Here is an 18,521-nt window from a genome sequence, read left to right as displayed (position 1 = left end):
GCCCCGGGATGACTTTTTGGCGGCCCTAGGCGCGGCCGCCAAAAGTCACTTCGGCTGCGGCACGATGCGCAGGTAGGGCTTCGGCTCCTTCCAGCCCTGCGGGTAGATCGTCTTGGCCTCGTCGTTGGAGACCGAGCCTGCGATGATGACGTCGTCGCCCTGGGTCCAGTCGGCAGGGGTCGCGACGCGATGCTTGGCGGTGAGCTGCAGCGAGTCGATGACGCGCAGGATCTCCTGGAAGTTCCGGCCCGTGGTCATCGGATAGACCAGCACCAGCTTGATCTTCTTGTCCGGCCCGATGATGAAGACGTTGCGGACGGTCTGGTTGTCGGCGGCGGTGCGCTTGAGCGGATCGCCCGAGATCGCGGCCGGCAGCATGCCGTAGAGCTTCGAAACGTTGTAATCGGTGTCGCCGATCATCGGGTAGTTCGGCGCTGCGCCTTGCGTCTCCTTGATGTCCTCCGACCAGCGGGCATGGTTGTCGACCGGGTCGACCGAGAGGCCCATCAGCTTGACGCCGCGCTTGTCGAATTCCGGCTTCAACCTGGCGAGGGCGCCGAGCTCGGTCGTGCAAACCGGCGTGAAGTCCTTGGGGTGCGAGAACAGGAGCGCCCAGCTGTTGCCGATCCAGTCGTGGAACTTGATCTTCCCTTCGGTGGTCTCGGCTTCGAAGTCGGGTGCGGTGGCGCCGATCGGAAGTGTCATGATTTTACCTCATCGCATTGAACAGACTGGGAAATTCTTCTCTGGCCGTCACCCACATTATAGGGGTCTTGCCAGACCAAGTGAACGCTCGCTGAACCGGTTCGAGTAAAATGTGAATTCCTTCCTTGAAGGCCCGATTTCCTAGCAACTTATTGTTACAGCGGCGCCTGCGGCGAAACATCTCCACCCGGGGTCGCACGGCCTCGCTCGCCCCGATAATGCCTTTTATGACTTCCATCACGCTCGCCCGGCGCGTCCGAGAACCAAAACGGTCCTGACAGCGACCAATTGGCAACCATCTCGAAAAGTCGCGATCGCCGTATCGAATCGTTAACCACCCCTTTACGCCGGCATGAAAATGCTGGCCGGTCAGAAGAAGTCTGGAAGTGAACTATGTCTGCCGCTGCGCCTAAATCTGTCGAGCCCTCGTCCCTCGAACCGTCCTGCCGCGATACCGCGGCCCATGCACTCTCCATCGTGCGTGACGGCGTGATCACCGGGGAGGGGCCGACCACCAAGGGAAGGGTGCACTTCTCCCGTTCGCTCGATGCCGATGACACCGCCTGGTGCTCGCGGATCCTGACGGCCACCGCCGTCAACGACCAGCCGGTCAGCCGCGCCGAGGCCGAGGTCCTGTTCGAGATCAACGAGGCCGCGACCGAGCGCAGCGATGGCGGCCGCTTCGACGATTTGCTCGCCAAGGCCGTTGCCCATTATGCCGCCAGTGCCTCGGGCCTGAAGGTGCCGCCGCGCAGCGTCGCGCTGTCGGCCGACACCGAGATCGAGAGCTGGGCGCCGTCCTATGCCTCCAAGGTCAACAGCGAGATGCTGGAATGGATCGCCGGCCAGATGCGCGGCAAGCGCCACAACAACCGTCGCCTGATGGCGATGGTGGCGACCTTCCTCGGCGCCACCGCGCTGCCGCTGGCGGGCCAATTGCCGAACGTGTTCGACATCGGCATGTAAGACTTTTTGCATGCAAGACTCGGGCATGTAACATCCACGCGTGTCTGATGAAGACGCGATCAAACGGCGGGGGCATTTCCCCGCCGTTTTTTCTGTGCCGGCGTCCTGCTCGAGGCCGACGGAGTGTGTGTTGATAGCGCACGTCTCCCTCGTGTCCCGGACGCGCTGCAGCGCGCAAGCGTTGCTGCGCAGAGCCGGGACCCAGCAGGCCGCACATTCCGCTGCATGGGCCCCGGCTCTGCAGCGCATCACACCGGACGATGCTTCGCATCGCCGGGAGTGCTGCGCTGCGTCCGGGGCACGAGCGTCGGTGAATGATTGACATGGGATCGCATCCTCGCGGCTTGTTCGCCCGAGCCTTGCTTGTCGCTTCGCCCTCTGAATTGAACGAGGGCGCAGGGAAGGCCGGGAGCCGGTGGCTCCCATGGACCGCCATGCCAAGGGCAGACTGCGTGTGCTGCTGCATAGCGGAGAACAGGGCAACCGGGACATCCCGGCCTTCCCTGCGCAGTGGTTGGAACGGCTTATGTCGTGCTCTCCCCGGGGAGCGTTGCACTATTGCCCCCGTCGCCTTGCAGCTGATCGATGCGCGGGCCCGGTCGGGCCGCCGCATCACCGCAACACTTGGCGCACAGACCCCGGGCGCCAGGACCACACGATTTTGCCGTACGCCGATCGCACCGGTCGTGTGCGCGACGGCCTTGCTCACGGTTGCCCGCCCTGCAAGACCCTTCGCGCCGATGCCATCGGCGTCCACCGCCGCCCGGCCCGCGTTCGTGACGATCGCGATACGCCCCTCTTCCTTGGGCCGGGTTGCGCGACACATACGTCATTTCCGAAATTCGGTAAAGTGGAATATTTTCGGCGGCGCGGATTGACCGATGGCTGGGGTGTTTTGCCGTCGGATAGCGCAAGGGCTTGGGGGAGAACATTCGATCCGGAGCTGCGCCGGAGGCCGACGCAGGAAGGCCTACCGTCCGATGTAGACGGCCTCGCATGTTCGCGGCTCTACCAGCGATAGCGGCCGGTCAGGGAGCGTTCCGGAACCTGGCAGCGGATGGGATCAACTCCGACCAACTGATTATGAGACGCTGTTTCGGAACGAGGTGCCCATCGGCGGCCATCCGGGCGCTCTTTGCCGCACCGGTTCCCCGGCTAATCCCGTGCCTTAACCAATAATTAATTATACGTTTGCGGCTGAGCGACGGCCCGGCCTAGCGTAGCTGCGGGGAGCCGCTGAAGCCAAACGAGTTGGTGCGTATCATGATGTCCAGATCATATGGGGCGATGCTCGCCTCGCTCAGCGCAGCCGCGCTGCTCCTCAGTCTCAACGATGGTTCTGCTCAACCCGGCGGCGCTGCGCCGCACGGGCTGGGTGCGGCGCCGTCCGGCGCGATCGCGCGTCCGCCCATCGCGCCGGGCGCCCGGTTCCACCGGCGCAACACCCCCTTCGTCTACTGGCCCGGCGGTGGCTTCTTCCACGACAGCGGCGGCAACAGCCAGTCTTTCGTCGATATCGCCCAGTCGCTCTCCGCCGACGTGCGCTACACCTACACGTATGACGTTCCCTGGGATTGGACGCATCGTTTCCCGCCGAACGTCGTGCCGTCCGACCGGCCGTACGTGCCGAGCTGCCCGACGGAGCAGGTGAGGGTGCCCGGCCGCGGCGGCAGCGAGCATACGGTCAACATCACGCGCTGCTACTGAGCGGCGCCAAAGCATGATCCGGAAAACTGCGCAGCGGTTTTCCGGACAGGATCATGCGCAAACAACAACCCAAAGCGCGATGACGATTCATCCAAATCTCGTCGCGTTTTAGCCGAGCTCGAAGCTGCACACGCCGAAGATGCGATCGATGCGCAGCGGCGGGATCGCGCCGGTGTACATCCGCGCCGTCTCGAACACCGGCTTGAGCCCGAGCGTCTCCGCGAGCGCGATGGCCTCGCGATTGACGGCGGGGACGTCGAGAAACACCTCGCCATCCACGCTCGCCAGTAGGGCCTGCACGATCGCGTCCGCCGCCGTGCGGTCGTCGGCGACCAGCGGGCCGATCTTGGAGCCGGTCCGGCACGGCCGGATCACGCCCCAGGCGGCGAGCTTGCCGTCGCGCAAGAGCGCGCGGCCGACATGGCCCGGTGCATTGATCCAGGCGCGCAGGAAGGCGCTACGCCGCGCCGGGAAGACGGTGGTGTCGTCGGCTTCCACGAGTGCAAACGGGATCGTGCCGAGTGCGACGACATCGGCTGGCGGTTTCACGGGCGCGGTGACGTCGCCACCATAGCGGATGTTGGCGTAAGCGAGCTGGAACCCGGACTTCCTGTAATTGTGCTGCTGCGCCACCACGCCGTCGAGCCCGATCACGCGGGAGCCCGCATGCGCGATCGCCGTGTTCCAGATCCTCAGGCCGTGGCCGGAGCCGCGAAGGTCTGCACGCACGATATAGAACCCGAGGAAGGCGAAGCGGTCGTCATAATTGACGCAGGAGACGGTTGCGGCCGGCTTGTCATCGATCTCGCCGACGAAGAAGCCTTGCGCGTCGGGGATTGCGAAGCAGGCGGCATCGTAGCGGCCGGGATTCCAGCCTTCCGCTGCGGCCCAGTCGATGGCGAGGGAGATTTCCTCGGGGCGCAGATTGCGGATCTGCAAGTCATTCATCGCGCGTTGCTCATCGGATGCGTCCCTCGACCATGGACCTGCCGACAGGTCTGGCTGTAGAAGGCCGCATGATAGGCCGAGCCTGCGGCTCGCCTCAACTCAGGGGATGATGGCTCATGGCAGCAGAAAAGGTTGCGCTCGTTACCGCCGGCGGCAGCGGCATGGGGGCAGGGGCTGCGCGGCGGCTGGCCGCGGACGGATTTCACGTCGCGATCCTGTCGTCCTCCGGCAAAGGCGAAGCGCTGGCCGCCGAGCTCGGCGGGTTCGGCGTCACCGGCTCGAACAAGGAGAACGACGACCTCAAGCGTCTCGTCGACGGGGCCATGGCAAAGTGGGGACGGATCGACGTGCTCGTCAACAGCGCCGGCCACGGGCCGCGCGCTCCCATCACCGAGATCACCGACGAGCAATGGCACGCCGGCCTCGACACCTATCTGCTGAACGTGATCCGCCCGACGCGGCTGGTGACGCCGCTGATGCAGGCGCAGAAGGGCGGCGCCATCATCAACATCTCGACCGCCTGGGCGTTCGAGCCGAGCGCGATGTTCCCGACCTCGGCGGTGTTCCGCGCCGGCCTTGCCGCCTTCACGAAGATCTTCACCGACACCCATGCGGCCGACAACATCCGCATGAACAACGTCTTGCCGGGCTGGATCGACAGCCTGCCGCAGCAGGACGCGCGCCGCGACAGCGTGCCGCTGAAGCGCTACGGCAAGGTGGAGGAGATTGCGGCCACGATCTCGTTCCTGGCCTCCGACGGCGCCGCCTACATCACCGGCCAGAACATCCGCGTCGACGGCGGGCTGACGCGCTCGGTGTGAGGCGCGGATCCGGATCGTCCAGGTCCAACCGGCGGCCGCGATAAAGTTAGCCTGACGGATAAGTATTTGTTGACGTCCGTCGTCATGGGAATATAGTTAGCTACATGGCTAACCAATTGACCCGCCTCGACCAGGTTTTCGCAGCGCTCGCCGATCCGACGCGGCGGGCGATCGTGATGCGGCTGTGCGCGGGCGAGGCCTCCGTCGGCGAGCTCGCCGATCCCTTCGACATGGCGCTGCCGAGCTTCATGAAACACATCCATGTGCTGGAGACGAGCGGTCTCGTTCTGTCGGAGAAGACCGGCCGCGTGCGCACCTGCCGCCTCAGTCCGGATGCGCTGCTCGGCGCCGAGGACTGGTTCCAGCAGCAGCGCGCGATCTGGGAGGCGCGGCTGGACCGCTTCGAAGCCTACGTGATGAAGCTCAAGAAGGAGAGGGCGGCCGCCAAGCGGCCGTCCCGAACAACCAGACGGAAAGGTTCTGAGTCATGACGAAATCAGCCAATCCCGCTTTGTCGCAATGGTCGCTCGACCGCGAGATCGTGATGTCGCGCGTGATCGACGCGCCGCGCGATCTGGTGTTCGAGGCCTGGTCCGACCCGAAGCATTTGCCGCAATGGTTCGGGCCGAAGGGGTTCAAGGTCGAGACCTTGGAGATCGACGTGCGCGTCGGCGGCGTCTGGCGCTTCAACATGATCGGCCCCGACGGCACGGTCTATCCGAACCGGATGCGCTTCCGCCGCATCGAGCGGCCGTCCCTGATGGAGATGGATCACGGCCTCGACCAGGACGACGATCCCGGCATGTTCCGCTTCACCGTCACCTTTGCCGAGCAGAGCAACGGCAAGACCGTGCTGATGATGCGCCAGCTGGCCTCGAGCACCGAGCAGCGCGACGGCATGATCGGCTTCGGCGCCGTCGAATACGGCTATCAGACGCTGGACAAGCTCGCGGCCTATGTGGCGGCCATGACGCGGTGAGGACAATGCGGTCCCGGCGCGGAACCTGCCGGGACCGTTCTCGCCTAGGCGGTCGATAGGAACGATCTGTCCGACTGGCGGGTTGCGCGAACGAGCCAACCCATACGGAGGACAGCACAATGGCTAACGAAGCCCGCGACACGTTCGTGGTCGGACTACGCAATGCGCATGCGATGGAAGTGCAGGCGCGAGAGTTGATGGAGCGCCAGTCGGAACGGCTGGACGATTATCCGGAAGTTAAGGCGAAGGTCACGGCGCACCTGCAGGAGACCAATGAACAGCTGAGGCGGCTGGAAAAATGCCTCGAAGCCTGCGGCGAGAGCACGTCCAGCCTGAAGGACGCGGCGCAGTCGGTGATGGCCAACATGATGGCGATGGCGCATTCGGTTGCCGGCGACGAGATCCTCAAGAACACGTTCGCCAACAACGCGTTCGAGAATTTCGAGATTGCGGCTTACAAGTCGCTCCTGACGCTCTGCGGGCCGGCTGGGGCCCCAGAAGCCAAGCCGCTGCTCGAAGCCTCGCTGAAGGAGGAGCAGCGCATGGCCTCCTGGATCGATTCCAATGTCGAGAAGGTGACCATGGAGTACCTGACGCATCAGCGCCAGGCGGCGTAGCTCTCTTGCGTCGTTCGCCAGGATTGAACCACCGGCGCGCCTCGGCCGCCGGTGGTTTTCCCGTCTCGGCCCCGGCCGTGCCTCGGCCGATAGGAACGATCGCCACGCTTCGGCTTTGGCAGTCATGACGCACATTATCTTCAGCGACTATCGCAACCCCGCCGCGGAGCAGGCTTACGAGATCGCCTGGGACTTTCTCAACCGCTCGGGCGCCATCCGAGATGAATTCGAGGCGTGCGTGTTCCTGGCGCAGCGCATCACCGGGATGGTCGAGGAGGGACAGACGAACCGGATCCTCATGGCCAATCGCGCCATCGTCCAATATCAGGACTATGTCGAGCAGAGCGACCGCCTGATCCGCAGCGGCGGACGCCGTGTCGGCGAGCGTTGAGCGCCGTGCCCAAGCGAGCTTCTCGCCGCCTCACTCCTTCGCCTCGTCCGTCACGATGTCTCCGAGCTTCTGCCAGTGCTGGCCATCGAACTGCACCATCTGGAACTGCTTGTTGACGCGGTAGTCGGTCGGCGTCGTCGTGACGGAGATTCCGGGAAGCGTCAGATCGAGCACGACGTCCCTGAGGCTCGCGGCCTGCCGCATCACGTTCTCACGCGTCAGATCGTCGCCGCATTGCTTCAGCACCTGTACCAGCAGCTGGGCGGTGATGTAGCCGTAGACGTTCAGGTTCGAATCCCTGTCGCCCTCGGGATAGTATTTCGCCATGAAGGCGAGGTAGCGCTTCATGCCGGGATCGTCCTTCCATTCGGGATCGGCGGCATCCTTGACGTAACCGACGCTGATAACGCCCTTGGAATTGTCCAGACCCGCCGGCTTCAGCACGGCGCTGAGCGAGGAGGCGTTGATGTCGATGATGTGCAGCGCCTTCCAGCCGATCTCGGCGACCTTCTTGATCGCCTGCGCGGCCTGCTTCGGCGTCGTCGCGCTGAACAGCACGTCGGCGCCCGCATCCCTCAACCGCAGGATCTTCGAGTCGATCGTCGGCTCGCTGATCTCGTAGGAGGTCTCGGCGACGACCATGTTCGCCTTGTCGCCGAGGCCCGCCTTGAGGCCGGCGAGATAATCCTTGCCGAGGTCGTCGTTCTGGTAGAGCACGCCGATCTTGGCGTTCGGATGGTTCTTCAGGAGGTACTGCGCGTAGATCCGGCCCTCGACGAGGTAAGAGGGGTTGAAGCCCATGGTCCAGGGAAAGTTCTTGGGATCGGTGAAGCGGGCCGCCCCGGTGGCCGCGAACAGCTGCGGGATCTTCTTGGCGTTGAGATATTTCTGCACGGCGACGTTCGGCGCGGTGCCGATGATCTGGAACGTCAGCAGCACCTCGTCGCTTTCGACCAGCTTGCGGACCTGCTCGACCGTCTTCGGCGGCGAATAGGCGTCGTCATACTGGATCAGCTCGATCTTGCGCCCGTTCACGCCGCCCTGATCGTTGATCATCCTCATATAGGCCGCCTGGGTCTTGCCGATCACGGCGTAGGCCGAGGCGGGCCCGCTCAGCGGCACGGTCTGTCCGACCTTGATCGCGGTGTCGGAGGCGCCGGGATCGTATTTCTTCTGCGCGTGCGCCTGTGCGATCGACAGCGCCAGAACGAGAGCGGAGGCGGCGATGCGTTCGAGAAGACGGTTCTTCATTTTCATGCCCTGTTCGCACACTGTCATTCGCCCTTGAGCCCGGCATCGCGGATCAGCTTGGTCCATTTCTGCGTCTCGGCATCGATGAACTTGCCGAACTCGGCGGCGGTGCCGGCGCGCACCTCGAGGCCTTGAGCCGTCAGCTTGTCCTTGATGGCCGGCTCGGCGAGCGCGCGCAGGACTTCGGCCTGGAACTTGTCGACGATCGCGCGCGGCGTCGTGGAGGGCGCCATGAAGCCGTACCAGCCGGCGGCTGCGACGTTGGGGAAGCCCTGCTCGCGCAAGGTCGGCGCCTGCGGATAGAGCGCGCTGCGCTCGGGCGAGGCGACGCCGAGCACGATGAACTTGCCGCTCTGGATGTAGGGCAGGGCGGTCGGCAGCGCCGTCAGCGTGGCGTCGACGCGGCCGGCGAGGAGCTCGGTGTAGGAGGCGGCATCGCCCCGGAACGGAATGTTGAGGCCCTTGACGCCGGCGTCGCGGAACAGCAGCTCTCCGGCCAGGTGCGGCTGCGAGCCCGCGCCGGGAGAGGCGAAGGTCAGCCCGTCGGGCTTCGATTTGCCGTAGGCGATCAGCTCGGGAAGCGTCTTGAACGGTGCGTCCGCGCTGATGATGAGAAACAGCGGCGCGATCACGACCATTGCGACCGGCTGCAGCTCCTTGCGGTCATAGGTCAGCTTGCCGAACAGCGCCTCGGCGGTGGCGTAGGGGGCCGCGACATACAGAAGCGTATAGCCGTCGCCGGGCGCATGGGCGACCATGTCGTTGGCGATGCGGGTGCCGGCACCGGGCTTGTTCTCGACGATGAACTGCTGACGCAGACTGCGGCTGAACTCTTCGGCGAGCAGGCGCAGCGAGATGTCGTTGGAGCCGCCGGGGCCGTAGGGCGAGATCAGCCGCACCAGGCGCGACGGCCAGGCGTCCTCGGCATGCGCTGCCAAGCCCGATCCTGCTGCGAGGCCGCCTGCGATCGTGCCCAGCAGAGTTCGGCGTGTGACCTTGAATGATGCCACCGTTTTCGTCCTCCCTTTTGTCGTTGGTCTTCTTGTGTCGTTGGTCTTGTTGCGACGTCAGATCACCTTTCGTTGGGTGAGCCGTTCAATCTCCTGGTCCGACAGGCCAAGCCAGTCCCGAAAGACCTCGTCATTGTCCTGGCCGACGTCGCCTGCGGCGTGACGCATTCGCGTCGGATCGACGCTGAAGCGAGGAACGACGTTGGTCATGGCAACCGTGCCGAAATCGCGGTCGGCCACGCGGGTGATGACCTCGCGCGCCTTCACTTGCGGATCGTCGGCGATCTGGTCGATCGAATAGATCGGGGCGAGCGTTCCCTGCGCGGCATTGAACCTCGCGAGGACCTCGTCGAGGGGATGGGCGGCGCACCAGCCGGCGAAGATGTCGTTGAGCTCGGAGGCGTGCTTGACGCGGCGGTCGTTGGTGGCGAAACGCGGGTCATCGATGAGGTCGGGCCGCTCGATCGCCCGGCAGTTCGCCGCAAACAGTGCGTTGGTCGAGCCTGCGAGCGTCACCCAGTGACCGTCGCTCGTGCGAAACACGGCGGCCGGCGCCGAATAGCCGTTGGCGTTGCCGATCCGCTCTCGAACGGCGCCGAGCTGATCGTGCTCGATGGCGAGAACGTCGAGCAGACGGAAAGTGGCTTCAGTCAACGAAAGATCGATCTCCTCGCCGGGGGCATTGGGATCACGTGCCCGTTTCCACAGCGCCGCGAGCGCGCCGACGGCGCCGAACAGGCCGCCGATCGAATCCCCGATCGGGTAACCTGGATGTGTCGGCTCGCCCTCGCTCTCCCCCGTGATGAAGGTGAGCCCGCCCATGGCCTCGAAGATGCGGGCAAAGCCGGGCCGCTCTCGATAGGGGCCATCCTGTCCGAAGGCGGTGGCGCGCAGGATCACCAGGCGCGGCTGGATCGACCACAGCACCTCCTTAGGCAAGCCCCAGCGATCCAGCGTTCCCGGACGGAAATTCTCGATCAGCACGTCGAAGCGCGGAAGCAGCTGCTTGAACAGCGCAAGTCCTTCCCGCGTGCGCAGATCGAGCGTGGCGAACTTCTTGTTGCGGTTGGCCGCTTTCCACCACAGCGGCTTGCCGTCCTTGAATGGCGGAAACGACCGAACGCCGTCGCCTTGGCCGGGCATCTCGATCTTGAGCACCTCGGCGCCGTAATCGGCCAGCAGCGTTGCGGCAAAGGGCGCTGCGATGATGGTCGCGATGTCGAGAACCTTCAATCCTTCGAGCGGTCCAGGCATGTCACGCCCCGGTCCTTGCGATCTTCTTGGTTTTGCGCGGCGGCGCGAGCTCGGCCTGCCCGACGATGGCGCGGATGCTGTCGGCCAGCGCGGCGATGCGCGGACCGATCTCGGCTTCCAGCTGGCCCGGCTGGAGCCGGAATGCCGGGATGCCGCAATTGATCGAGAACGACTGCTTGGATTCGCCGGCGTGAAACAGCGGCGCCGCGACCGCATGGATCGAGGCCATGTACTCGCCCCAGCAGGTGCAGAAGCCGCGGCTTCTGCATTGCGCGATTCCGGCGCGGTACTTGTCGCGAAAGGCCGACCATAGCTCGGCGTCTTCGGCGGCGATGTTCCGCTCGAGCCGGTCGGCGTCGGCCGCCGGCAGGGTTGCTGCCGCGGCGCGTCCCATCGCGGTCAGCACCACGGGAATCGGCATGCCGATGTCGGGCACGTGCGGTCCGACGTCGCCGGAGCGCGCGGTCTCGACATAGATCATCGAGGTGGCGTCGAGTAGGCCGATCGAGACCGTGCCGCGGACGCTGAGCGCCAGCTCCTGCATCATCGGCCGCGCCACTTGGCGAAACTGCATCCCGGCGAGCAGAGGATGCGCGATCCGAAGCGCCCGCGCACCGACGCGGTACTTGGCCCGCTCGGCGTCGTAGCGGAGGTAGCCGAGCTCGGCCAGCGTGTGGGTGAGCCGCGCGACCGTCGGCCGCGGGATGCCCGTCAGCGTCGACAGCTCCATGTTGCCCAGCAACGTGCTTCCGGCCCTGAACGCTTCGAGCACGACGAGGCCCTTGGCCAGCGTCGTGGCGAAGGCGGCGTCATCAGCGCTCTCCGCCAGCACGGCGGCGGCGGAGGAGAGCGGATGTCGCGGCTTGGATGAGTCTGTCGGCGCCATGACCTAACTATCAGACGGGACAACAAGCTCTGTCCAATAGATTCGGCAAAATCGCCAAAATTGTCCGGTATGTGGACGGACGTGCCAAGCCAGCGCCCCGTTTGAAAAGCGCGTGCTGATAAGCCAGCACACAGATTTTTGTCGTGATTGCACGCCGTCTTGTGACAGGATTATTACGACGACATGTCAGATCGATTATTTGCGGAGCGGCTCATGTTGCAGTGGCAGGCGCGGTCAAATCCCCTTGCGTGGTGGTGGGGATCTCTCACGCTTGTGAGCGGCGCCAACATCTTCGTCTGGTTCATGCTGTATCGCGAGTTCTACCCGACGCCGTCGGGCAATCTCAGCGGCGGCTCGGACGTCGGGCTGATGTTCCTGCTCTGCGCCGGCTATGTGTTCGGCTGCGCGTTCCGCTCGTTCCTGCCGCGCGCCGACGTGCAGCGCATCTGCCTGTTCGACACCTGGCTGTCGAGCGTCGTGGTCGGCCGCACGGTCGCGACCGTGGCCGAGCTCTGCTTCGTGGCGCAATGGGCCATCATCCTGCATCAGCTCGGCAAGATGACCGGCGCGGAGACCGCGGTGAACATTGCGCTCGTGATCGTGCCGATCATCATCATCGCGGAGTGCTTCTCGTGGTATGCGGTGGTGACGACCAACTTCCTCTACAACGCGATCGAGAACTCGCTTTGGGCGGTGACCTTCTTCCTCGCCGGCGTCGCATTGTGCCGCCTGATGCCGGAATTCCAGGGCGTGGTGCGCTGGGCGCTGATGTCAGGCATCGTCGGCATCGCCTGCTTCCTCGCCTTCCTCGTCACCGTCGACGTGCCGATGTATCTCAGCCGCTGGCGGGCAGGGCACGCCGAGGGCAATACGTTCCTCGGCTTCCTCGAGGGACTGCATGACGTCTCGACACGTTGGGTGGTGACCCACGACATCGCCCATTGGAAGGGCGAGCTGACCTGGATGTTCCTGTATTTCAGCGCCGCGGTGTGGTCGAGCCTCGCGCTCTGCGCGCTCTATGCGATGCAGGGCTATCTGGCGCTATACTTGGCGTGAACGAGTGCGGAGGCGTGGTCAGGCCGGCTCGGCGATGACCGTGTTGCGCAAGATTCCGATGCCGGAAATCTCGACCTCGACGGTGTCGCCCGGGCGCATCCACAAGGGCGGCGTGCGCCTGGCACCGACGCCGCCGGGCGTGCCCGTCACGATGACGTCGCCGGGGTCGAGCGGGCAGATCGTGGAGATGTAGGCGATCAGCTCGGGGATGGCGGTGATCAGGAGATCGGTGGTGGTGTCTTGCACAACGGTCCCGTTGAGGCGCGTCTGCAAGCTGAGCTTTGAGGGATCGGGAATCTCGTCCGCCGTCACCAGCCACGGACCGAAGCTGCCGCTCTCGGCAAAGGTCTTGCCGGGCAGGAACTGGCTGGTGTGGCGCTGCCAGTCGCGGACGCTGCCTTCATTGTAGCAGGAATAGCCGGCGACGTGCCCGAGCGCGCGCCCAGCGGGGATGTGGCGACCTTGCTTGCCGATGACCAGCGCGAGCTCGCCTTCATAGTCGAAATCGTCGCTCACCTTCGGCTTCACGATCGGCCGGAGATGGCCGACCTGGCTGCAGGCGAAGCGCGCGAAGAGCGCCGGCTTCTCGGTGACGGTGCGGCCCGTCTCGACGACATGGTCCCGATAATTGAGGCCGACGCAGATGATCTTGCCGGGATCGGGGATGACGGGAAGGAAGGTGATGCGCTCGAGCGGATGATCGGGCGCCGTGGACCCGACCACCTTTGCCGCCTCGGCCACGCCGCCGGTTTCGAGCAATTGCCGCAGCGTCGTGCAGCCCGTCATCCGCGCGCCGAGATCGACAACGGCATTGTCCTTGACGGCACCGAAGGAGGTGCGGCCGTCGGCGATGAAAGAAAGCAGCTTCATGAGATCATCCCTTGGAAAATGTTGGGTCAGGCCGCGGACGGCACGCAGGTTAAAGGCTGGACGGCGGTGATCAACTGGTCAAGCTCGGCGTCGTTGCGGGCCGTGCCGCGCACATAGCGGTCGGGGCGTACGAGCGCGGCGATGATGTCGTGCTTGCGCAGCCAGTCGCCGATGGCCGGCGCGTCATCGCCCGTCAGGATCTTGAGTCCTGCCTGGGCAAGCGCCGGGCGTGCGGAGAGGGCGGCCGCGTGTGCGACCAACAGCACGTGGCTGTAGCCGACCTGGTCGTCGCTGCGGCTGCCGTCCCGCAGCTCGAACTGCGGCGCCAGATCTCCGGCGAGAGGCACCTCGCGCGGTGCCAGCCCGGGGCCGAGCTTGGGCTTCTTCACCTCGAGCTTCACCGGCGCGTTCTCGCGCGGCTCGCCCGCAGCCAGGCCCGCTTCGATCGCCTTGGTGTTGATCAATCCGCCGAGGCGAATGGCGAGCTCAATGAATTCGCGTACATGCGGCAGGCGCTCGCTCTGATAGGTGTCGAGCAGTTCGGACCCGGCGCCGCCCCGGATGACGGCGTCGAGCTTCCAGGCGAGGTTCGCGGCATCGCGGATGCCCGCGCACATTCCCTGGCCGAGGAACGGCGGGGTCTGGTGTGCGGAATCGCCCGCGAGCAGCAACCGTCCATTCCGCCATTGCTGGGCAATCGCGGAATGAAAGGTGTAGACCGCCGCGCGCTCGATCTCGGCATCGTCGGGCGTGATCCAGCGCGACAGCAGGTTCCAGACCTTTGCAGTCTGCACGACGTCCTGGGAATCCTCGTCCGGCAGGATCGTGATTTCCCAGCGCCGCCGCACGCCGGTGCCGCGCACATAAGTCGCGGGGCGCGCGGGATCGCAATGCTGCAGGCTGTAGTCGCCGAGATCGTCGCGGGCGCGCTTGAGCAGCACGTCGATCACCAGCCAGCGCTCGTGGAAGCCGAGATCATGCACGCCGGAGCCGATGAAGCGGCGGACCAGCGAGCGGGCGCCGTCGCAGCCGATCACATAGGCTGCGTGGACTTCATTGAGTTTTCCGGTCGAGAGGTCTTCATAGCGGACGCGCACGCCGCGCTCGTCCTGATCGAGCGCGAAGACGTCGCAGCGATTGCGCAAGGCAACGTGCGGCCAGCGGCAGAGGCCGCCGATCAGGACATCCTCCAGGTCGGGCTGGTGGAAGCGGTAGCTGAGATGCCAGCCCATCGGGGTCAGCGTCTGCGGACGGGACCAGTCCAGCAGCATGCGGCCCTCGGCGTCGAGAAACAGCATCCCCGGGCTCAGGATCACGTGCGGCAGGATGGTGTCGGCCAGGCCGATGGTCTGGAACACGCGCATGCATTCGTCGTCGAAATGCACCGCGCGCGGCAAATGATAGGTCCGCGCCTCGCGCTCCAGCACCAGCGTGCGCACGCCGCACAGGCCGAGCAGGTTGGCGAGCGTGGCGCCGACCGGGCCGCGGCCGACGATCACGACGTCGAAGTCTTCGGGGGTGGAGCTATCTTGCATGGGTTATCTCTTCCCCGAGCTGCGCCGCAGCATCAACGCCGCCGGCCGAAGTGTCCGTCCAGCGGACTCCAGTCTCCACGTCCGCCCACTGTCCGCCAGCCGGACGATTCGACGATCGCGCTAAGCACTTCAGGCTTCATCTGGCTAAGGAGGACCAGTGCAACAGCAATAAAGTGCAGGCCGCCCGCAAGGCGGCCGCCGGGAGGAGATGGCGATGCTGCGATCGATGCTGGGCGTGTGCTTTGCGGTGCAACTCTGGGCCGCGCCGGCTTTCGCTGCCGATATCAACGTCGGGATCATCCTCTCGGCAACCGGACCGGCCGCGGCGATCGGCAATGCCGAGCGCAACGGCACGGCTTTCGGCCCGACCGAGATTGCCGGCAGGAAGGTCAACTATCTCTTCCTTGACGAAGCCTCCGACAGCACCGCGGCGGTCAGTGCGCTGCGCAAGCTCTACCAGGAGAGCAAGATCGACATCCTGGTCGGGCCGACCTCGACGCCGGGCTCGTTTGCCGTGATCGACCCGGCAGTCGAATACAAGCTTCCGGTGATCACGCTTGCGCCCGTCAATGCCTTGGTGGCCCCGGTCGATGCCAGGCGGCGCTGGATATTCAAGACCACGACCAACGACGATCACGAGGCCGCGCCGCTGTTCGCGAACATGAAGAAGACCGGCGTCAAAAGGCTCGCGCTGATCGGCTTTGCCGATTCCTATGGCGATGCCTGGAGCAAGGTGAGCGCCGACATGTGCGCGGCCGCCGGGATCGAGCTCGTCGCCAACGAGAAGTACGCCCGAACAGATACCACGGTCGTCGGGCAGATCCTCAAGATCATCGCAGCCCGGCCGGATGCGGTTCTGATTGCGGCCTCGGGCGCACCGGCAGCCCTTCCGCTGCTGCAATTGCGGGAAAAGGGATATGAGGGGCAGATCTACGGCACGCTCGGCGCCACATTCGGCGATTTCCGCAAGCTGACCGGCACGCAGGGCGACGGCATTTTCGTGCCGCTGAGCCCCGCCGTGGGCGCTGCGTCTTTCCCGGACGATTATCCCGCCAAGAAGGCGGCGCTCGAATTCATCCAGCGCTACGAGGCCAAGTTTGGAGCCGGCAGCCGCAACATCTTTGCAGGTTCTGCCTACGACGCGTTGATCCTGATCGAGCAGGCGGTGCCCGCGGCATTGAAGACGGGAGAGCCGGGAACCGCGGAATTTCGCGAAGGTCTGCGCAGCGCCATCGAGGGGCTCAAGGGCGTCGCGGGATCGCGCGGCGTCTACAATTACGGGCCGAACGACCACACCGGACTGGATCCGAGCGCGCTCAGGCTGGGGAAGCTCGACAAGGGCGAATGGATTGCAGTGCGCTGAGCGGCAGAACGGAGGGGGGCATGGCTGTCGCGGAATGTCCGGTCTATGACGTCGATCTCTACGCCGACGACGTCCTGCGCCAACCCTATCCGCACTATCGCGCGTTGCGCGATCTGGGTGCAGCCGTCTGGCTCCCGCGCAACGGGCTCTACGCGGTCGGCCGTTTCGAGGACGTCCGCGCAGCCTTGCGCAACCCCGGCCTGTTCTCCTCGGCCCAGGGCGTTGCCGCCAACGATCATGTCAACGAGATGTCGCGTGGCACGACGCTCGCGAGCGATGCGCCGTTGCACGATCGCTTGCGGGCGATCATCGCGGCTCCCTTGCTGCCGAGAGCGCTGGAGCAGATCGGACTCGAGATCAGGAGGGAGGCGCGGCGGCTCGTCGAGGATCTCGTGAGCCGGGGGCAGTTCGACGCCGTGACGGATCTGGCGCAGCATCTGCCGCTGACCATCGTATCCAAGCTCGTGGGTCTGGAGGATTATGGACGCGGCAGCATGCTGCGCTGGGCTTCAGCGACCTTCAACGTGCTCGGCGCGATGAATGATCGCGCCTGCGCGGCCATGGCCGATGTGCAGGAGATGCGTCACTATCTCGGCGGCTCCGCCATCCGCGATCACCTGCGGCCGGGCAGCTGGGGCGACCGGGTTTTCGCGGCCGCGGACCGCGGCGAGGTCGAGCCCGAGCGTTGCCCGGTCCTGATGCGTGACTATCTGGGGCCGAGCCTCGACACCACGATCTTTGCGACGGCCAACCTGATCCTGTTGTTCGGCAAATATCCCGATCAATGGGATCTCGTGCGGCAGGACCCCGGCTTGATCCCGGGCGCGATCAACGAAGCATTGCGCCTGGAATCTCCGATACGGGGATTTACGCGCCATCTGACCGATGACGCGACGCTCGGGGACGTTACCCTCCCGAAGGCAAGTCGCGTGCTGCTGCTCTATGCATCGGCCAATCGCGACGAGCGGAAGTGGCAGGATCCGGAGCGCTTCGATGTGCGTCGTCGCGCCAGCGATCATCTCGGGTTCGGCAACGGAACTCACATGTGCGCCGGCCTGCATCTGGCCCGGTTGGAGATGACCGCGCTTCTCGAAGTGTTGGTCGAGAAGGTCCGGCACTTCGATATCGGCGAGCCCGTGCTGGCGCTCAACAACGTGTTGCGGGGCCTGGCATCCTTGCCGGTGCGGGTGAGCTGAAGCATGATCCGGAAAAGTGCGCAGCGGTTTTCCGAGAAGATCATGCGCAAACAACAACCTGGAGCGCGATGACGATTCATCCTCATCGCATCGCGCTTCAGGGGTTGACGGGGATCGCCTCGGACGTATCGCGCATCGGGCCGGCGAATTGCGCAATCGCGTCCTCGATCGCCAATGCCGAGCGAATCCAGATGATGGAGATACAGCCGAACACCGCGCCGCCCCGCACGATCGGCACGGCGATCGAAGCGGTCTTCGCATTGTACTCCCCTTCGCTGCGGATGGCGTAGCCGCGCGATTGCGTCTCGGCGATCATGCGCTCGAGCCGACCGGTCTCGAGGAAGGGGCGGTCATCCGCCTCGTCGATGCGGCGCAGGTGATTGAGGATCAGCTCGCGCTCGTGGTCGGGGCAGGCGGCGAGATACGCGCGGCCGGCCGAGGTGCGCAGCATCGGCAGGCGCTTGCCGATCATGCTGCGGTCGATCGAGAGCGGGCTGCGTGCGTGAGTGGTCTCCTGCACCACCATCGCGGCGTTCTCGTAAGTCGAGAGATCGACCGGCCAGACCAGGGTCTTGCTGAGCTCGGCGAGATAGGGGGCCGCCGCTTGGCAGATCACCACGCCGGGATCGTAGCCGTCGCCGAGGCTCAGCGCCCGCCGGGTCACGCGAAACCGGTCGTCGCTGGCGCTGCGGGCGATGTAGCCGAGTTCCTCCAGAGTTTCGAGCAGGCGGTAGACGGTAGGGCGGGGCAGGTCGAGCGCGCGGGCGACATCGCCGGCACGGATGCCGCCGGAGCGGTTGACCTCCCGCAGCACGTCGAGCCCGCGCTTGAAGGCGCGGACGCCTTCCGACTGCCGCGGCACTCTTGGCCCCGTCCGCTCCTTGGACACTTCGCATTTCCTCCCTTGTGGTGCACGGTCCCGCGATTATCGTTGCGAGCGCGAAGCGATTGCGGAACGCCACGTTA

Annotated in this window: 19 protein-coding genes; 10 read left to right on the top strand and 9 right to left on the bottom strand. The window is 65.2% G+C overall.

The window, feature by feature from the left end; all coding sequences use genetic code 11:
- Positions 1–45 precede the first annotated feature (45 nt).
- On the bottom strand, positions 46–705 hold the full coding sequence (locus K410_RS0122405; RefSeq protein ID WP_028136955.1) for a peroxiredoxin: 660 nt from the start codon (positions 703–705) through the stop codon (positions 46–48).
- 393 nt (positions 706–1,098) lie between these two features.
- Between K410_RS0122405 and K410_RS0122400 the strand changes: the two genes are divergently transcribed.
- Together K410_RS0122400 and K410_RS0122395 are read left to right on the top strand one after the other, a co-directional pair.
- Positions 1,099–1,671 carry a hypothetical protein gene (locus K410_RS0122400; protein WP_028136954.1) on the top strand — a complete coding sequence of 191 codons (573 nt, stop codon included), beginning with the start codon at positions 1,099–1,101 and terminating at the stop codon, positions 1,669–1,671.
- 1,263 nt (positions 1,672–2,934) lie between these two features.
- A complete protein-coding gene (locus K410_RS0122395; RefSeq protein WP_028136953.1) occupies positions 2,935–3,378 on the top strand; it encodes a hypothetical protein in 444 nt (147 codons plus the stop codon).
- A gap of 108 nt (positions 3,379–3,486) precedes the next feature.
- On the opposite strand, the gene K410_RS0122390 is transcribed toward K410_RS0122395, so the two are convergent.
- Entirely contained in the window at positions 3,487–4,326 is an 840-nt protein-coding gene (locus K410_RS0122390; protein ID WP_028136952.1) for a GNAT family N-acetyltransferase, read from the bottom strand.
- A gap of 116 nt (positions 4,327–4,442) precedes the next feature.
- On the opposite strand from K410_RS0122390, the gene K410_RS0122385 reads away from it, so the two are divergent.
- From K410_RS0122385 to K410_RS0122365, 5 genes are all read left to right on the top strand, one after another.
- The gene (locus K410_RS0122385) at positions 4,443–5,147 is read left to right on the top strand and encodes an SDR family oxidoreductase (RefSeq protein WP_028136951.1); all 705 of its coding nucleotides are present in this window, start codon (positions 4,443–4,445) and stop codon (positions 5,145–5,147) included.
- A 104-nt stretch (positions 5,148–5,251) separates the two neighbouring features.
- Entirely contained in the window at positions 5,252–5,638 is a 387-nt protein-coding gene (locus K410_RS0122380; RefSeq protein ID WP_028136950.1) for an ArsR/SmtB family transcription factor, read from the top strand.
- Positions 5,635–6,126 (top strand): SRPBCC family protein, encoded by a 492-nt coding sequence (locus K410_RS0122375; RefSeq protein WP_028136949.1) that lies wholly within the window; start codon positions 5,635–5,637, stop codon positions 6,124–6,126. Before K410_RS0122380 ends, K410_RS0122375 begins: the two co-directional genes overlap by 4 nt.
- 119 nt (positions 6,127–6,245) lie before the next feature.
- Positions 6,246–6,743: a ferritin-like domain-containing protein gene (locus K410_RS0122370; protein ID WP_028136948.1), complete on the top strand. Its 498-nt coding sequence runs from the start codon at positions 6,246–6,248 to the stop codon at positions 6,741–6,743.
- A gap of 124 nt (positions 6,744–6,867) precedes the next feature.
- Positions 6,868–7,134 carry a hypothetical protein gene (locus K410_RS0122365; RefSeq protein ID WP_028136947.1) on the top strand — a complete coding sequence of 89 codons (267 nt, stop codon included), beginning with the start codon at positions 6,868–6,870 and terminating at the stop codon, positions 7,132–7,134.
- Positions 7,135–7,164: 30 nt separating this feature from the next.
- Here the strand turns inward: K410_RS0122365 and K410_RS0122360 are convergent, their stop codons facing one another.
- Genes K410_RS0122360 through K410_RS0122345 form a run of 4 tightly spaced genes read right to left on the bottom strand, consistent with a single transcriptional unit; the run spans position 7,165 to position 11,535 of the window.
- Positions 7,165–8,385 carry an ABC transporter substrate-binding protein gene (locus K410_RS0122360; protein ID WP_028136946.1) on the bottom strand — a complete coding sequence of 407 codons (1,221 nt, stop codon included), beginning with the start codon at positions 8,383–8,385 and terminating at the stop codon, positions 7,165–7,167.
- Positions 8,386–8,408: 23 nt separating this feature from the next.
- A complete protein-coding gene (locus tag K410_RS0122355) occupies positions 8,409–9,395 on the bottom strand; it encodes a Bug family tripartite tricarboxylate transporter substrate binding protein (protein WP_028136945.1) in 987 nt (328 codons plus the stop codon).
- A gap of 57 nt (positions 9,396–9,452) precedes the next feature.
- Positions 9,453–10,649, bottom strand: a complete 1,197-nt coding sequence (locus tag K410_RS0122350; protein WP_028136944.1) for a CaiB/BaiF CoA transferase family protein — start codon at positions 10,647–10,649, stop codon at positions 9,453–9,455.
- 1 nt (position 10,650) lies between these two features.
- The gene (locus K410_RS0122345; RefSeq protein ID WP_028136943.1) at positions 10,651–11,535 is read right to left on the bottom strand and encodes an IclR family transcriptional regulator; all 885 of its coding nucleotides are present in this window, start codon (positions 11,533–11,535) and stop codon (positions 10,651–10,653) included.
- A gap of 213 nt (positions 11,536–11,748) precedes the next feature.
- Between K410_RS0122345 and K410_RS0122340 the strand changes: the two genes are divergently transcribed.
- Positions 11,749–12,591 carry a hypothetical protein gene (locus K410_RS0122340; RefSeq protein WP_028136942.1) on the top strand — a complete coding sequence of 281 codons (843 nt, stop codon included), beginning with the start codon at positions 11,749–11,751 and terminating at the stop codon, positions 12,589–12,591.
- An 18-nt stretch (positions 12,592–12,609) separates the two neighbouring features.
- Here K410_RS0122340 and K410_RS0122335 read toward each other — a convergent pair whose 3' ends face one another.
- Positions 12,610–13,461 carry a fumarylacetoacetate hydrolase family protein gene (locus K410_RS0122335; protein WP_028136941.1) on the bottom strand — a complete coding sequence of 284 codons (852 nt, stop codon included), beginning with the start codon at positions 13,459–13,461 and terminating at the stop codon, positions 12,610–12,612.
- Positions 13,462–13,487: 26 nt separating this feature from the next.
- The gene (gene mhpA / locus K410_RS0122330; protein ID WP_028136940.1) at positions 13,488–14,996 is read right to left on the bottom strand and encodes a bifunctional 3-(3-hydroxy-phenyl)propionate/3-hydroxycinnamic acid hydroxylase MhpA; all 1,509 of its coding nucleotides are present in this window, start codon (positions 14,994–14,996) and stop codon (positions 13,488–13,490) included.
- Between the two features lie 214 nt (positions 14,997–15,210).
- Between mhpA and K410_RS0122325 the strand changes: the two genes are divergently transcribed.
- Both K410_RS0122325 and K410_RS0122320 read left to right on the top strand, forming a co-directional pair.
- Positions 15,211–16,359 (top strand): ABC transporter substrate-binding protein, encoded by a 1,149-nt coding sequence (locus tag K410_RS0122325; protein WP_028136939.1) that lies wholly within the window; start codon positions 15,211–15,213, stop codon positions 16,357–16,359.
- Between the two features lie 20 nt (positions 16,360–16,379).
- Positions 16,380–17,555 carry a cytochrome P450 gene (locus K410_RS0122320; RefSeq protein ID WP_028136938.1) on the top strand — a complete coding sequence of 392 codons (1,176 nt, stop codon included), beginning with the start codon at positions 16,380–16,382 and terminating at the stop codon, positions 17,553–17,555.
- A 97-nt stretch (positions 17,556–17,652) separates the two neighbouring features.
- On the opposite strand, the gene K410_RS0122315 is transcribed toward K410_RS0122320, so the two are convergent.
- Positions 17,653–18,444, bottom strand: coding sequence for a DNA-binding transcriptional regulator (locus tag K410_RS0122315; RefSeq protein WP_028136937.1), 792 nt, complete (start codon positions 18,442–18,444; stop codon positions 17,653–17,655).
- Between the last annotated feature and the right edge of the window lie 77 nt (positions 18,445–18,521).

This window comes from Bradyrhizobium sp. 22 (genome assembly GCF_000482425.1).
Lineage (GTDB): Bacteria > Pseudomonadota > Alphaproteobacteria > Rhizobiales > Xanthobacteraceae > Bradyrhizobium > Bradyrhizobium japonicum_B.
This window is presented reverse-complemented; position numbering and strand designations above follow the sequence as displayed.

Excerpts from the sequence above, each read along its gene's own strand:
- mhpA (WP_028136940.1), bottom strand. The coding sequence starts at position 14,996 with ATGCAAGATAGCTCCACCCCCGAAGACTTCGACGTCGTGATCGTCGGC.
- K410_RS0122370 (WP_028136948.1), top strand. The coding sequence starts at position 6,246 with ATGGCTAACGAAGCCCGCGACACGTTCGTGGTCGGACTACGCAATGCG.
- K410_RS0122395 (WP_028136953.1), top strand. The coding sequence starts at position 2,935 with ATGATGTCCAGATCATATGGGGCGATGCTCGCCTCGCTCAGCGCAGCC.
- K410_RS0122390 (WP_028136952.1), bottom strand. The coding sequence starts at position 4,326 with ATGAATGACTTGCAGATCCGCAATCTGCGCCCCGAGGAAATCTCCCTC.
- K410_RS0122320 (WP_028136938.1), top strand. The coding sequence starts at position 16,380 with ATGGCTGTCGCGGAATGTCCGGTCTATGACGTCGATCTCTACGCCGAC.
- K410_RS0122365 (WP_028136947.1), top strand. The coding sequence starts at position 6,868 with ATGACGCACATTATCTTCAGCGACTATCGCAACCCCGCCGCGGAGCAG.
- K410_RS0122405 (WP_028136955.1), bottom strand. The coding sequence starts at position 705 with ATGACACTTCCGATCGGCGCCACCGCACCCGACTTCGAAGCCGAGACC.
- K410_RS0122345 (WP_028136943.1), bottom strand. The coding sequence starts at position 11,535 with ATGGCGCCGACAGACTCATCCAAGCCGCGACATCCGCTCTCCTCCGCC.
- K410_RS0122340 (WP_028136942.1), top strand. The coding sequence starts at position 11,749 with ATGTTGCAGTGGCAGGCGCGGTCAAATCCCCTTGCGTGGTGGTGGGGA.
- K410_RS0122400 (WP_028136954.1), top strand. The coding sequence starts at position 1,099 with ATGTCTGCCGCTGCGCCTAAATCTGTCGAGCCCTCGTCCCTCGAACCG.
- K410_RS0122385 (WP_028136951.1), top strand. The coding sequence starts at position 4,443 with ATGGCAGCAGAAAAGGTTGCGCTCGTTACCGCCGGCGGCAGCGGCATG.
- K410_RS0122375 (WP_028136949.1), top strand. The coding sequence starts at position 5,635 with ATGACGAAATCAGCCAATCCCGCTTTGTCGCAATGGTCGCTCGACCGC.
- K410_RS0122380 (WP_028136950.1), top strand. The coding sequence starts at position 5,252 with ATGGCTAACCAATTGACCCGCCTCGACCAGGTTTTCGCAGCGCTCGCC.
- K410_RS0122325 (WP_028136939.1), top strand. The coding sequence starts at position 15,211 with ATGCTGCGATCGATGCTGGGCGTGTGCTTTGCGGTGCAACTCTGGGCC.
- K410_RS0122360 (WP_028136946.1), bottom strand. The coding sequence starts at position 8,385 with ATGAAGAACCGTCTTCTCGAACGCATCGCCGCCTCCGCTCTCGTTCTG.
- K410_RS0122335 (WP_028136941.1), bottom strand. The coding sequence starts at position 13,461 with ATGAAGCTGCTTTCTTTCATCGCCGACGGCCGCACCTCCTTCGGTGCC.
- K410_RS0122350 (WP_028136944.1), bottom strand. The coding sequence starts at position 10,649 with ATGCCTGGACCGCTCGAAGGATTGAAGGTTCTCGACATCGCGACCATC.